Here is a 13,790-nt window from a genome sequence, read left to right as displayed (position 1 = left end):
TCATTTGTCAACTACTATCTACTTGGCTTTTGAAGAAACTACGCTTGAAGCTCTTCATTCAGCAGCTTAAGAATCACTTCATCTTCTACTTGTTGAACAAAAGGTTTTCCTATGCCTTCAAGCAGTACCATATGAACATTGCTTGACTTGGACTTCTTGTCTGCTTTCATTCTCACGAGCAGCTTTTCAGCTGAAAGGTGGTTTGGAACAGACGTCTCATAGCCAAATTTTTCAAACCATTTCGCAATTTCAGCTACAGGGAACTCGCTTTTCCCAAGCGTATTGCTGACTTTCATAGCAAACAGCATCCCAATGGCTACGCCTTCTCCGTGACTGATTTGTCCATAGCCGCACTCTGCTTCGATCGCATGACCTAACGTATGTCCAAAGTTCAGGTGAGCGCGAACGCCAGCTTCTGTCTCATCTTCTTTTACAACAGATGCTTTGACTAAAATACCGCTTTGAATAGCATAAATTAATTTTTCATCTTGTAAATCAGTCAGCGATTGTATATTTTGCTGAAGCCATTCATAAAATGCTTCATCGTGAATAAAAGCATGTTTAATCACTTCTGCAAAACCGGAACGCCACTCTCTTTCAGGAAGCGTTTTAAGAAGATCAATGTCATAAACAACCGCTTCAGGCTGATAAAAAGCGCCAATCATATTTTTTCCAAGCTCATGATTAATGGCTACTTTACCGCCTACAGCACTATCGTGAGCAAGAAGCGTCGTTGGCACTTGAATAAACGAAACCCCTCTCATGTATGTAGCGGCTACAAATCCAGCTAAATCGCCAACTACCCCTCCGCCGAAAGCAATAACGAGCGCATTGCGGTCAAGCTGCTGCTCGAGTGCAAAAGTCTGACAATCGTAGTAATATTGAAATGACTTTGCGTGTTCACCGCTTGGTACTACGTATTTAGCCACTTTAAACTGCGTCTCAATCGCTTTTACAACCGCTTCTCCATAATATGAATCTACAGCTGAATCAGTGATGATTAACACCGACGACAGATTAGGTTTTACACTCTCAATAATAGAAGGCAGCTTTTCAATTAATCCATTTCCTAAATAAAGAGGATATGTTTTGGATAAAGTTTGAATATCAATTTGCAACATTAAAACTCCCTCGCATGTACACGCATTTTCTCAATATTTTCAGCAATTAAATCAATTCGGTCTTGTCCAAACTGTTCGATTAGCGCATCAGCCAATTCCCAAGCTACAACGGCTTCTGCTACAACGCTTGCTGCCGGCACAGCACAGCTGTCTGAACGTTCGATGCTTGCCTCGAAGGCTTCTTTCGTTTCAATATCAACACTTTTTAACGGCTTGTAAAGCGTTGGAATAGGTTTCATTACACCGCGTACTACAATTGGCATACCTGTTGTCATGCCACCTTCAAAGCCGCCTAAGTTGTTTGTTTTACGGGTATATCCATTCTCTTCATCCCATAGAATTTCGTCATGAACTTCGCTTCCTGGTCTGCGAGCCGCTTCAAATCCAATCCCAAACTCAACGCCTTTAAATGCATTAATGCTCATAACAGCTGCAGCAATCTTCGCATCTAATTTACGATCGTAATGGACATAGCTGCCCACTCCTGCTGGCACGCCTTCAATAATAACTTCTACTACGCCTCCGATCGAATCGCCGTTTTTCTTAGCATCATCGATTGCTTGCATCATGTCTTTCTCAACAGCTGAGTCAAAACATCTTACTGGAGAAGCTTCAGTGACTTCTTGAAGTTCCTCTAAGCTTTTGTATTGAGGAGGATTTGCCTGTACGCCGCCAATTTCTAATACATGTCCAGCTACAGAAATCCCGAACTGAGCAAGGATTTGACGAGCCACAGCACCTGCTGCTACCCTTACAGTTGTTTCACGAGCTGAAGAACGTTCTAATACATTTCTCATATCGCGATGACCATATTTAATAGCGCCGTTTAAATCGGCATGCCCTGGTCTTGGTCTTGAGATTTTACGCTTTACTTCTTCTGATTCTTCTTCAGAAATTGGCTCGATGCCCATAATTTTTGTCCAGTGTTTCCAGTCGTTATTTTCTACCGCTAACGTAATAGGAGATCCTAGCGTATAGCCGTGGCGAACACCGCTTAAAATTTCCGCTTGATCTTTTTCAATTTGCATACGTCTTCCGCGACCATGACCTTTTTGTCTTCGCGCTAAATCTGTATTGATGTCTTTGGCTGTTAAAGGAAGCCCTGCGGGAACACCCTCTAAAATAGTAGTCAACTGTGGACCATGTGATTCTCCTGCTGTTAAATATCGCATAATCGTACCTCCGCTTAATATGTATTATTCGTCAGAATTTTTCCATTTTTAAATATGACTATACCATACTATAACATAAGAATATATAAAAAGTTTCACCTCAGCTTGTAAGAAATCGCTTCAGGTTATCTCAATTAAATGGTCTTTACTTTTCTGTAAAAAAACGTATCAGCCGTTTCAAACCCATACTTTTGCGGAGTGAAAATCTGCTCTGTGCTCCCTACAAATAAGATGCCTCCAGGTGCTAAAGCTCTGCTAAACTTTTCATATAAAGCATGCTTTGCTTCATCGGTAAAATAAATAAGCACGTTTCGACAAACAATCAAGTCAACGTTTTTAGGAAAAGAGTCTGACAGTAAGTTATGTTTTTGAAAAACAACTGTTTTTTTGATTTTTTCATCTAATAAGTACCCGGTTCCTCTTTGTTGAAAGTACTTATTTTTCATCGAAACAGGCATTTCCTGAAGTGAACGTTCATCATAAAAGCCTATTTTTGCTTTTTCTATCACTTTTTCATCCAGATCGGTCGCCAATATAGAAATACGCGAAAGCGGAAAAAATGTTGATAAAACCATCGCTAGTGTATACGGCTCTTCCCCTGTTGAGCAGGCAGCGCTCCACACTTTCAGATCTGATTTTCCTTTTACAAGAGTCGGTAAAATTTTTTGCTCCAATATATCCCACCGCTGATAGTTGCGATAAAACTCTGACACGTTAATCGTCATCCGATCTAAAAACTCCTCAAGCAGTTCGTTGTTACTGTTCATTGCTCGATAATATTCAAAAAAACTAGAAAAACCTTTTTTTTCATACAGCGAGGTGAGGCGGCGGTGCATTTGAGACTGCTTATATAGGGACAAATCAATGCCTGTTTTTGTTTTTATTTTCTCCACAAACGCGTCGTATTCATCTATCATTTTTGACTCTCCTTTCTCATTCCTATACGTTTATGTTAGACGTATAAAGAAATAAAACCTTTATATACGCTTATCTTCTTATTAATATATCGGAATACATTATGAAAATGTTTATGCGGGGAAATCTTTGCACTTAATAGCCTAGAAGCTTGTTTATACACACAATAAAAAAGACGAATGAAAATTCATTCGTCTTTTTGCGCTATCTAAATTAGTAAATCCAAGCGTCTGCGTCTTTTTTATAGAAAGTCAGCTCTTCACTTTCAAAGAATAAGCTGATTTCACGCTCCGCACTTTCTGGTGAATCTGAGCCGTGAATAATATTCTTATCCACAATCAGTCCATAATCACCTCGAATAGTTCCAGGAAGCGCTTCTTGAGGGTTAGTTTTCCCCACCATTTGACGTGATACTGAAATCACGTTTTCACCTTCCCATACCATAGCAAAAACTGGACCTGATGTGATAAATTTCACTAACTCACCGAAGAAAGGTTTCTCTTTATGTTCACCATAGTGTGTTTCAGCTAATTCCTGCGAAATATGCATAAGCTTAGCTCCAACTAATTGAAAACCTTTTTTCTCAAAGCGAGAAATAACCTCACCAATAATGCTTCTTTGTACCCCGTCTGGTTTGACCATTAAAAACGTTTTTTGTATCATTTTACTCTCCACCCCTGAAGTTCATGATATGTAAACAAGTTTTGAAAGCGCAATCACACCTCATGAAGATATTAACATTGTTTCGAGCAGTTTACAACTTATGAAAGTAAATAAATCAAAATTTCCGTTTTCCAATGTACTTCGCAATTTGATGCAGCGTTTTTTTCGCCTTGTTTGGCGGCAGTTCTTCTAAAATGCTCATCGCTTTTTGCAGATAACGATCGCTCATCTCAAATGAACGTTCAATGGCGTTAGAAGATTTAATATCAGAAATAATTTCATCGATCAGCTCTTGCTCATATTCCCTCTCGAAAAGCTGTTCTACTTTATCTCGAAACTCAGCATTTTCAATGGCATACAAAACTGGCAGCGTAATATTTCCTTGCAGTAAGTCGCTGCCAACTGGTTTCCCAAGCTGTTCTTCTGATGAGATAAAATCTAAAATGTCATCCGTAATTTGAAATGACATTCCCACGTAATATCCAAACCAAAATAAACGTTTATGTATATCTTCAGGAGCTCCCGCTGCAATTGCGCCTAACTGACAGCTTGCAGCAATTAGCAGTGCCGTTTTACGTTTAATTCTACGCAGATACACGCGTAAGTTTTGGTTTAGGTTGTATTTGTCCTTAATCTGTTCAATTTCACCGAGCGTTAATTCCACCATCGTATTAGATAAAATTTTATGTGCTTCCACATCTTTAACCTCACTCATAACTTCAAGTGCACGAGCAAAGATGTAATCCCCTGTATACATAGCAATACGATTGTCCCATTTTGCCTTAATTGTTGGTTTTCCCCGTCGCTTATCAGCGTCATCAATAACATCATCATGAACAAGAGACGCCATATGAATCAGCTCAAGCGCTACTGCCACATGTTTGATTTGGTCGATATTGTAATGCCCAAATTTAGCTGCCAACAAAACAAATACAGGGCGAATTCGTTTCCCCCCTGCTTGTAAAAGGTGAAGAGAAGCATCTGTGATAAGTGTTTCATCGGTATGAACAGTTTGTTCAAGTTCTTTCTCAATAAGGGTAATATCCGTATTCAAAAAAGCGTACATCATTTTTAGTTTCATTGGACTCACCTTGCATTATATATTCATTCTTTACTCCTTATCCTACAGGCTGTTGCACCTGTAGGACAAGCTTTTTCTCTTTTATCGTTTGTACCCTAGATGCATCGCCGCTACTCCACCTGTGTAAGATTTCACTTCAACATCTGTCAAACCGGCTTCACGGAACATATCAGCCAATTGCTTTTGACCTGGAAAGTCCCTAGCTGACTCTTGAAGCCATGAATATTCATCATAGCTTTTAGCGACCATCTTTCCAAGCGCAGGCATAATATACTTAAAATAAAGCAAGTACATTTGTCGGTAACCAATCATCGTTGGCTGAGACGTTTCAAGGCAAACCACTTTTCCGCCAGGTTTCACGACGCGCTGCATTTCCTTTAAAACTTGAAGGTAATCGGGCACGTTGCGCAGTCCGAATCCAATCGTTACATAGTCAAATGAATTATCTTCAAAAGGAAGCTCCATTGCATTGCCATGTAGTAAAGTAATATTTGAAAAAGGTGAGTTTTTTACTTTCTCTTCACCAATCTTTAGCATATTTTGACTAAAATCCAGGCCAACTGCCTCTCCTGTTTCTCCAACTGCTTCAGCCATAGCTAGCGTCCAATCCGCAGTTCCGCAACAAACATCTAAAGCTTTTGTTCCTTTTTGAACATTCATTCGCTTCATCGTATCTTTGCGCCATGCCTTATGACGCTGAAAACTAATAACAGAATTCATTTGATCATAATTTTTGTATATTTTTTCAAATACGCCATGGACACGCTGTTCTTTTGATTGCTGCATATCTCTATCCTTCTCCTACGACATTTTTCAACACTTCTAAGCTAGATGTAAGTTCATCTAAGTGCTCTCTTAAAAACTCATTCATCGCAAATTCACTTCGCAAGTACCCTCTAACAATATTTACAGACTGTTGAGTATACGAATAAAGGTATTCTTTTATTTGTTCTTGATTCATGCCAATTTGTTTGCAATAGTTTAGCAAGAGAGTAGGCTCTTTATGCTGTAATGACTTTAATTGCTTTAATATCCCATTCAAATACGCTGCATGTTTTAAAAGTTCTTTCCACTCTTCACGTTCAAAATAGTCACATAAGCATCTTACAAACGATGATTCTGCTGCTAAAAAACTATTCATAACGTCGTGTGGATTAGTAGAGCGATTGTTATAAATGTGTATCTTAGCGATATTAATTTCTTTAATAGCAGATGCTATAACTTTCATTAAATTCAGCTGGCTGCTTTGAGCTAAATAGTAATAGTACAGGCCGCTGTAATAATCTCCGGCCAAAACTACCAGCTGCCTCTCATGCAGCTTCCCTTCATTTCCGCTAACATTTTGAGTGGAGACTAGATCGTGGGTATCAAGTGCGGTTTGAACGAGCATCACAGATAGCACAGAGCTGTTCTTTTTTTCTTCTTCCATTGAAAGAGTATCTAAGAACGAACACATGTACAGTAATCTATTTTCATCAATACGCGGATGATGAATATATTTTTTTACATATGGATGACTTAATTCAACATGAAGCTGTTCTTTCATGTTGGCCACAATATCATAGATGGTTTTTACGCTCATCATCCTTGTCTCCCTTTCCATCACTATTTGTTTAAAGTTCTTTTAACTCCAAATCGATAGTGTCAATTATAACATAATTACATTATAAAATATCCTTTAAATTCTTTTGAAGCTTTTTCACGGTTTAAATCCTTTAGCTGCTCATCCGCTTGAACACCGTTCATCTACATACCATCTTGATTTCTTAGACAGTAATTTAAGATATTGCTTTTAGTTTCACCATGTTTTTCCTGTTCTTATTCATTTATTTTAAATATAAATAAAAGCAGGAAAATCCCTGCTTATTTTTTCGTATCGGATTCAATTTCTCCGTGAACAGTCTGAACGACGGCTTTGCCACGAATTTTAATTGCGGATGTATGCTCAGTAAACTGCGCAATCATCACTTCGCCTTTATCTAGTTTTTCTGAATGATGAAATCGCGTATCTGCTCCTCGCGTTAAGCCAATTACGTTAACTCCATCTTCGACCGCTTTAATGACAATATACTCTGGCGTTCCTTTTTGTGTCATATTCTCTTCTCCTTCATCATCCACATTATGATTTAATCAATGATAAAACTTCAGCTCTAGAACTTGCATCGTGTTCTAACACTCCACGCACAGCAGAAGTGATTGTCATAGCCCCAGGCTTTTTAATGCCTCGCATGGTCATACACATGTGCTCTGCTTCCACTACTACCATTACCCCGTGCGGCTCTAATGTTTCTACAATAGAATCCGCCACTGTAGATGTAATTCTCTCCTGAAGCTGAGGACGTTTCGCAACAGCCTCTACCGCTCTTGCCAGCTTACTTAAACCGGTCACTCGTCCGCCTTTTGGAATATACGCAACATGAGCTTTTCCGTAAAAAGGCACTAAGTGGTGTTCACACATAGAGTAAAAAGGAATATCTTTTACAAGCACTAGCTCTTCATGATCCTCTCCAAAAACTGTTTTAAAATGCTCTTTTGGATCTTCATTCAACCCGGAAAAGACTTCCTCATACATTTTAGCTACTCGCTTTGGTGTATCTAATAATCCTTCACGGCTTGGATCTTCGCCAATTGCTTCTAAAATTAGTCTCACAGCTTGTTCGATCTGTGGTTTATTTACAGATGACATGTTGTTGCCCTCCAATTCGTTGCATTACGACTTTATGAAAAAAATTCTAGCATATGTATATACCAAAGGCAAAAAAGAAAGGTCGCAAATGTGCGACCTTTCAAAGCTCTTCATCAACGGCTATGAATAAAGCCATTTTATGTAGATATTATTTTACAGCATCTTTAAGAGCTTTACCTGGTTTGAATGCAGGAACTTTGCTAGCAGGAATTTCGATTTCTTCGCCAGTTTGTGGATTGCGTCCTTTACGAGCAGCACGTTCACGTACTTCGAAGTTACCAAAACCGATAAGTTGAACTTTGTCCTCAGCTTTTAAAGCTTCTAAAATTGTATCGAAAACAGCATCAACTGCTTTTGTAGCATCCTTTTTTGAAAGCTCACTTGCTTCTGCAACAGCATTAATTAATTCTGTCTTGTTCATGCCATTCACCTCCTCCCAAAATCGGATCATATAATAACTAAAAACCTTGTTAGAAAAGGAATCTAGTAATTCGTTATATCTCATTCTTTAACAAAACAAATGGATATTATACATAACCTATGTATCGACAAGCCTAATCATAAACGATTGAACTAAATAATTCAATGTTTTTCATTCGTCTGCCGTATGTATGTAGTGAAAACAGTATGATCGATCGATTTCTGTTAAAAGATTAACATATTGAACAAGGCATAGCAAGCAGAAAATAACGCAGGAATAGGATAACCACGCGATCTATCACAATATATGTAAAGTTTTGTATGATCTATCCAAAAAGAAGAGGCTCCTTTATGAGGAGCCTAACGTTATATTCTTATAAAATAATCGCGATTAAACCTCCAGATCCTTCGTTAATAATCCGTTCTAGCGTTTCTTTTAACTTATATCGCGCATTTTCAGGCATCAGCGACAGCTTTCCTTGAATCCCTTCTCTTACGATTGAACTTAGAGAGCGGCCAAATATATCTGAATTCCAAATTGAAAGCGGATCATCTTCAAAGTCTTGCATCAAATAACGAACTAATTCTTCGCTTTGCTTCTCCGTTCCGATAATCGGCGCAAATTCTGATTCTACATCCACTTTAATCATGTGTATAGAAGGTGCCACTGCTTTTAAACGAACTCCAAAACGCGATCCTTGGCGAATAATTTCAGGTTCATCAAGGCTCATATCTGAAAGCGAAGGTGCAGCTACACCATAACCCGTTTGCTTAACCATGCGAAGTGCATCAGAGACTTGATCATACTCGGTTTTTGCATGCACAAAGTCTTGCATTAACTGCAGCAAATGATCTCTTCCGCGAATTTCTACTCCCACGATTTCTTTCAAAATCTGATCATATAAGTCATCTGGAGCGTATAAGTCAATTTCGGCAATCCCCTGCCCCATCTCAATTCCGGCTAATCGAGCCTGATCGATAAACTCAAACTGGCTAAATTGCTCTACTACCCGTTCAACGTCTCTCAGTCTCTTAATATCTTTTACCGTTTCTTTAACGGCTTCTTGATAGCTTTCACGCAGCCAATGTTTATCTTTTAAAACCATTACCCAGCTTGGTAGATTAACGTTGACTTCTAATACAGGGAACTCGTATAGTGCTTCTCTTAATACATTCATCACATCAGTATCGCGCATGCTTTCCACACTCATCGCTAATACTGGGATATCATATTTTTCATTAAGCTTTGCACGAAGCTTTTCTGTATCGGGATGATATGGCTGTACGGTATTAATAACCATGATAAAGGGTTTGCCTACTTCTTTTAGCTCATTAATGACGCGCTCTTCTGCTTCCACATAATCTTGACGAGGTATATCTCCAATTGAGCCATCTGTTGTAATGACGACACCAATCGTTGAGTGTTCTTGAATGACCTTTCTCGTTCCAATTTCAGCCGCTTCGTGAAATGGAATTGGTTCTTCATACCAAGGTGTATTGATCATTCGAGGTCCATTTTCATCTTCGTACCCTTTAGCGCCTGGCACTGTATATCCTACACAATCTACTAACCGTATGTTAACTTCTAGCCCGTCATCCACCAAAACATTGACTGCTTGATTCGGTACGAATTTCGGCTCAGTTGTCATAATCGTTTTTCCAGCTGCACTTTGTGGTAGTTCATCTTGTGTGCGAGCTCTTTCTGCCTCGTTCTCGATGTGAGGCAGGACCACCAGCTCCATAAACTTTTTAATAAATGTAGATTTTCCTGTTCGAACTGCTCCCACCACACCTAAATATATATCGCCTCCTGTACGTTCAGCGATATCTTTAAATACATCCACCTTTTCCAAAAGATCCCCTCCGATCTATGAGTTCATGGAATATGACATCCATTGCGAGAGTAAATTAGGACACTATATAGTTATGACGTTGTCCTATTAAAATATGACTTTTGATAGAAAAATTTATGATTTTTTTCATGCACATGCTGACTTAGTCATTCTGATTTTCATTATTGGTGTACAAGAAAGAGAAAACCCCTTCTCTCTGAATATTATTCAAGGAGAAGGGGTTCATGACTTATTTTTTAAAAAATATTGGTTCATTCTTATCGTTAACTGTATAAGGAAGAGAGTAAGCAGGTACAAAATCACTGTTTTCCACAAGGAGCTTTCGGATATCTTCACCCGGTTTGTAGGAGCTTTTATGCTTTTGAATGGCATCATACAAATCAGGACGATAATCTACAAATACATCTCCCTGCCCATTAACAATTAAAGAAAGACTATTCCCTGTATACGGGCTAGTAACGACAGGGGGTTCTTTCATATTCAATTTCTTATAGTTAATAGAGAATACGCCGGGAGCGATGACGTCTTTAAACGGTACGTATCCTTTATGGTTTTGACGGTATATATTCAAATGTACATTAACATCTTGAATCGTATCCGCCATCCGTAAGTCTAATAATTTAACCGTGGGCTTTGTTTCTGCATCCACAAGCACGTACGCAAATATCCCTCCGCTTTCATACGAATTCCCAGGTGCGTCTTGCATGTATCTAGGAACAATTTTCGTAAAGTCAATCGGATATTTTTGATAAATCGGCGTGTCCATATCTTTCGTTTTTATCGGCAATAAGCCTCCGCTTTCTTCTTTAAATTGATCAACGGCCGTTTGTACGGAAGCAACTTGATCTTTATAAGGAACTTGATTTTGAGACATTCTTTCCGTCGGGTACAAACAACCGGATAATACAAAAATGGTTAACCCAACAATAGACGTTAGCATGAATTTTTTCATTTTCCTCACCCTACCATATGTACATTAAGCATCTGTCGGACCGCTGAATACAACAATTACCATAATAAGACCTGCTACAATCATGAGCGAATAGGCAATGAAAGCGAGTACAATTTTACCAACGCGGTTCGTGATTTTATAACGACTAAAGTAAATAGAAAATACCGCAATAAACATAAATACAATGGAACCCAATGAAATCCACATCTTTAACAAACCTGGCGACAAATTGCATCCACTCCTTTTTTCACCGTTATTATAACATAAGGACTTATAGTTAAGATGGATATTAATAGAACATTCTAAATTTAATATTTATTTACCTTCCATTGATTTACGCTCTATAGTAATTACTTTCCTATTAAATTGACAAATTCCTGCTTTTTCACATAAAAAAAATCGAAGCGAAGGGGGCTCTTCGCTTCGACCGTAACTAAATATTCCCATACTAACAGTTCTACTCATCTTTATTTACACGTTATTTTATGCAAGTAAATGATTTTGGGTATCACCAATTGCCTATTTTTTCATATTTCTTTGCACTTAATTTAATTTTTCTCCTAAAACATTCGCTAAATCTTCCATTTCATGTGTTTTAGTACGAGACATAAGCGCGTCTACTGCATCTTTTGCCTTCACATCATTAAACAGTACATTATATAAAGCATCAGCAATCGGCATTTTCACGTCGTATTTTTGAGATAGCTGGTAAGCTGCTTTCGTCGTGCGTACACCTTCTACAACCATTCCCATATTTTCTAATACTTCGTCTAAATTTTTGCCTTTTCCAAGAAGATTACCAGCGCGCCAATTTCGAGAATGAACGCTTGTACACGTTACAATCAAGTCTCCAATCCCGGTTAAACCTGAGAACGTCAGAGGATTGGCGCCAAGCACCGTACCTAAACGAGCGATTTCAGCTAAGCCACGAGTCATAAGAGCGGCCTTCGCATTGTCACCATATCCAAGTCCATCCGTGATACCAGCAGCAAGAGCAATAATATTTTTTAACGCTCCCCCAATTTCCACACCAATCACATCAGGATTTGTATAAACACGGAAGTACTGTTGATTATTAAATAAATCCTGCACTTTTTCTGCTGCTTGTATATTTGTTGAAGCTGACGTCACGGTTGTCGGCTGCCTTCTACTTACTTCTTCAGCATGACTCGGACCTGATAAGACAACGATGTCTTTTGTATCAATTTCTTGTTGAATCATTTGAGATATACGTAAAAGAGAATCCGGTTCAATTCCTTTACTTACGTGAACAATTGTAAACAGTTCATCGGTAAGGGATTTTAGCTGTTGCAACACTTCACGAATGGCCTTCGTTGGAACAGCTAAAATAAGGGTTTCAACACCCTCTATTGCCTTTTCTAATGACGTAAAACCTTTAATCTGATGAGGAAGCTCTACACCAGGCAGATATTTTTCATTCTGATGCGTCTCGTTGATTTGATCAATGACTTGTTGTCTATGTCCCCAAATGCGAACATCGTGTCCATTTTCCGCCAATACGAAAGCTAATGCAGTTCCCCAACTCCCTGCTCCTAGTACAGCTATTCTTTCCACGCCGATCACATCCTCTGTTATTTTCTTGGTCTTGCAATAATTTTAATTGGAGTTCCTTCGAATCCAAAAGCTTCACGAAGCTTATTTTCTAAGAAACGTTTATATGAAAAATGCATTAGCTCAGGATCATTTACAAACACAACAAAAGTTGGCGGCTTGATTGCTACTTGAGTTGTGTAATAGATTTTTAAGCGGTTGCCGTTGTGAGTAGGCGTAGGGTTCATTGCTACTGCATCCATAATTACATCGTTTAAGATGCTTGTTTCTACACGTACAGCATGGCTTTCGCTTGCAAGATCAATCATTGGCAATAGAGTATGCGTACGTTTTTTCGTTTTAGCTGAAAGGAATACAATTGGAGCATATGTTAAGAACTGAAAATGCTCGCGTATATTTTCTTCAAATTTTTTCATTGTTTTTTCATCTTTTTCTACTGTATCCCATTTATTCACAACAATGACGACAGCTTTTCCAGCTTCTTGTGCATAGCCAGCAATTTTCTTATCTTGTTCAATAATACCCTCTTCAGCATTCAATACAATTAAGACAACGTCCGAGCGTTCAATTGCCTTTAATGCGCGAAGTACGCTGTATTTTTCCGTACTCTCGTACACTTTTCCACGCTTTCTCATTCCAGCTGTATCAATAACAACATATTCTTGATCTTCTTTTGTAAACTTCGTATCAATAGCATCGCGTGTCGTGCCGGCAAGATCACTGACAATAACACGGTCTTCACCTAGAAGAGCATTAACTAATGAAGATTTCCCTACGTTAGGACGACCAATCAATGAAAATTTAATGACGTCTTCTCCGTAATCTTCGTCTTTTTCTTTTGGAAAGTGCTTAGCTGCCTCGTCTAGCAGGTCACCTAAACCTAAACCATGCGTTCCTGAGATTGGGAACGGTTCTCCATATCCTAGTGCGTAGAAATCATAGATTAATTCTCTCATTTCAGGATTATCTACTTTATTAACGGCTAGGACGACGGGCTTTTTGGATTTGTATAAAATTTTCGCCACTTCTTCATCAGCTGCAGTAATTCCATCGCGTCCATTCACTAGAAAAATGATTACGTCCGCTTCATCAATTGCAATTTCTGCTTGCTGTTTGATCTGTTCTAAAAATGGCTCATCTCCAATATCAATACCACCAGTATCAATAATGTTAAAGTCCAAATTCAGCCACTCACCTGAACTATAGATACGATCACGAGTTACACCCGGAATATCTTCTACAATAGATACTCGCTCTCCTACAATTCGGTTGAAAATTGTTGATTTTCCTACGTTGGGACGACCAACAATCGCAATAATTGGTTTTGGCATACGATTCTTCCCTTTCCTTGATCT

15 protein-coding genes are annotated in these 13,790 nt (G+C 38.7%); all 15 read right to left on the bottom strand.

Translation table 11 applies throughout. The features are described from left to right. Positions 1-38: 38 nt before the first annotated feature. Complete coding sequence (gene aroB, locus ACRPLQ_RS00965; RefSeq protein WP_367077797.1) at positions 39-1,121, bottom strand: 3-dehydroquinate synthase; 1,083 nt, start codon at positions 1,119-1,121, stop codon at positions 39-41. Then, positions 1,121-2,293, bottom strand: coding sequence for a chorismate synthase (gene aroC / locus ACRPLQ_RS00960; protein WP_367077796.1), 1,173 nt, complete (start codon positions 2,291-2,293; stop codon positions 1,121-1,123). Before aroC ends, aroB begins: the two co-directional genes overlap by 1 nt. Before the next feature lie 134 nt (positions 2,294-2,427). Beyond that, positions 2,428-3,210 (bottom strand): CheR family methyltransferase, encoded by a 783-nt coding sequence (locus ACRPLQ_RS00955; RefSeq protein WP_367077795.1) that lies wholly within the window; start codon positions 3,208-3,210, stop codon positions 2,428-2,430. Positions 3,211-3,421: 211 nt separating this feature from the next. Continuing rightward, positions 3,422-3,871 (bottom strand): nucleoside-diphosphate kinase, encoded by a 450-nt coding sequence (gene ndk, locus ACRPLQ_RS00950; RefSeq protein ID WP_013059010.1) that lies wholly within the window; start codon positions 3,869-3,871, stop codon positions 3,422-3,424. A 115-nt stretch (positions 3,872-3,986) separates the two neighbouring features. Next, the gene (hepT, locus tag ACRPLQ_RS00945; RefSeq protein ID WP_028411507.1) at positions 3,987-4,952 is read right to left on the bottom strand and encodes a heptaprenyl diphosphate synthase component II; all 966 of its coding nucleotides are present in this window, start codon (positions 4,950-4,952) and stop codon (positions 3,987-3,989) included. 81 nt (positions 4,953-5,033) lie between these two features. Further along, positions 5,034-5,738: a demethylmenaquinone methyltransferase gene (locus tag ACRPLQ_RS00940; RefSeq protein ID WP_013059012.1), complete on the bottom strand. Its 705-nt coding sequence runs from the start codon at positions 5,736-5,738 to the stop codon at positions 5,034-5,036. A gap of 4 nt (positions 5,739-5,742) precedes the next feature. After that, positions 5,743-6,534, bottom strand: coding sequence for a heptaprenyl diphosphate synthase component 1 (locus ACRPLQ_RS00935; RefSeq protein ID WP_230624662.1), 792 nt, complete (start codon positions 6,532-6,534; stop codon positions 5,743-5,745). Positions 6,535-6,815: 281 nt separating this feature from the next. Next, positions 6,816-7,046 carry a trp RNA-binding attenuation protein MtrB gene (gene mtrB / locus ACRPLQ_RS00930; RefSeq protein ID WP_028411509.1) on the bottom strand — a complete coding sequence of 77 codons (231 nt, stop codon included), beginning with the start codon at positions 7,044-7,046 and terminating at the stop codon, positions 6,816-6,818. A 25-nt stretch (positions 7,047-7,071) separates the two neighbouring features. Beyond that, positions 7,072-7,638, bottom strand: coding sequence for a GTP cyclohydrolase I FolE (folE, locus tag ACRPLQ_RS00925; protein WP_367077794.1), 567 nt, complete (start codon positions 7,636-7,638; stop codon positions 7,072-7,074). A gap of 148 nt (positions 7,639-7,786) precedes the next feature. After that, the gene (locus ACRPLQ_RS00920) at positions 7,787-8,059 is read right to left on the bottom strand and encodes an HU family DNA-binding protein (RefSeq protein ID WP_013059016.1); all 273 of its coding nucleotides are present in this window, start codon (positions 8,057-8,059) and stop codon (positions 7,787-7,789) included. Positions 8,060-8,432: 373 nt separating this feature from the next. Next, the gene (spoIVA, locus tag ACRPLQ_RS00915) at positions 8,433-9,911 is read right to left on the bottom strand and encodes a stage IV sporulation protein A (protein ID WP_013059017.1); all 1,479 of its coding nucleotides are present in this window, start codon (positions 9,909-9,911) and stop codon (positions 8,433-8,435) included. Positions 9,912-10,140: 229 nt separating this feature from the next. Further along, a complete protein-coding gene (locus ACRPLQ_RS00910; protein WP_028411510.1) occupies positions 10,141-10,863 on the bottom strand; it encodes a hypothetical protein in 723 nt (240 codons plus the stop codon). A gap of 24 nt (positions 10,864-10,887) precedes the next feature. Further along, positions 10,888-11,091, bottom strand: a complete 204-nt coding sequence (locus ACRPLQ_RS00905; protein ID WP_028411511.1) for a DUF2768 domain-containing protein — start codon at positions 11,089-11,091, stop codon at positions 10,888-10,890. Positions 11,092-11,406: 315 nt separating this feature from the next. Next, positions 11,407-12,438: an NAD(P)H-dependent glycerol-3-phosphate dehydrogenase gene (locus ACRPLQ_RS00900; protein WP_013059021.1), complete on the bottom strand. Its 1,032-nt coding sequence runs from the start codon at positions 12,436-12,438 to the stop codon at positions 11,407-11,409. Between the two features lie 17 nt (positions 12,439-12,455). Next, the gene (gene der / locus ACRPLQ_RS00895; RefSeq protein ID WP_028411512.1) at positions 12,456-13,766 is read right to left on the bottom strand and encodes a ribosome biogenesis GTPase Der; all 1,311 of its coding nucleotides are present in this window, start codon (positions 13,764-13,766) and stop codon (positions 12,456-12,458) included. Positions 13,767-13,790: the final 24 nt, after the last annotated feature.

Origin of the sequence: Priestia sp. TRN 1309, assembly GCF_050846875.1 — a bacterium.
In the GTDB taxonomy this organism is placed as follows: Bacteria; Bacillota; Bacilli; order Bacillales; family Bacillaceae_H; genus Priestia; species Priestia zanthoxyli.
The sequence above is the reverse complement of the archived record's forward strand: the minus strand, read 5'-3'. Positions and strand labels throughout refer to the sequence as shown.

Bases quoted from the DNA above. Each gene is read 5' to 3' on its own strand.
- aroB (WP_367077797.1), bottom strand. From the start codon at position 1,121: ATGTTGCAAATTGATATTCAAACTTTATCCAAAACATATCCTCTTTAT.
- aroC (WP_367077796.1), bottom strand. From the start codon at position 2,293: ATGCGATATTTAACAGCAGGAGAATCACATGGTCCACAGTTGACTACT.
- ACRPLQ_RS00955 (WP_367077795.1), bottom strand. From the start codon at position 3,210: ATGATAGATGAATACGACGCGTTTGTGGAGAAAATAAAAACAAAAACA.
- ndk (WP_013059010.1), bottom strand. From the start codon at position 3,871: ATGATACAAAAAACGTTTTTAATGGTCAAACCAGACGGGGTACAAAGA.
- hepT (WP_028411507.1), bottom strand. From the start codon at position 4,952: ATGAAACTAAAAATGATGTACGCTTTTTTGAATACGGATATTACCCTT.
- ACRPLQ_RS00940 (WP_013059012.1), bottom strand. From the start codon at position 5,738: ATGCAGCAATCAAAAGAACAGCGTGTCCATGGCGTATTTGAAAAAATA.
- ACRPLQ_RS00935 (WP_230624662.1), bottom strand. From the start codon at position 6,534: ATGAGCGTAAAAACCATCTATGATATTGTGGCCAACATGAAAGAACAG.
- mtrB (WP_028411509.1), bottom strand. From the start codon at position 7,046: ATGACACAAAAAGGAACGCCAGAGTATATTGTCATTAAAGCGGTCGAA.
- folE (WP_367077794.1), bottom strand. From the start codon at position 7,638: ATGTCATCTGTAAATAAACCACAGATCGAACAAGCTGTGAGACTAATT.
- ACRPLQ_RS00920 (WP_013059016.1), bottom strand. From the start codon at position 8,059: ATGAACAAGACAGAATTAATTAATGCTGTTGCAGAAGCAAGTGAGCTT.
- ACRPLQ_RS00910 (WP_028411510.1), bottom strand. From the start codon at position 10,863: ATGAAAAAATTCATGCTAACGTCTATTGTTGGGTTAACCATTTTTGTA.
- der (WP_028411512.1), bottom strand. From the start codon at position 13,766: ATGCCAAAACCAATTATTGCGATTGTTGGTCGTCCCAACGTAGGAAAA.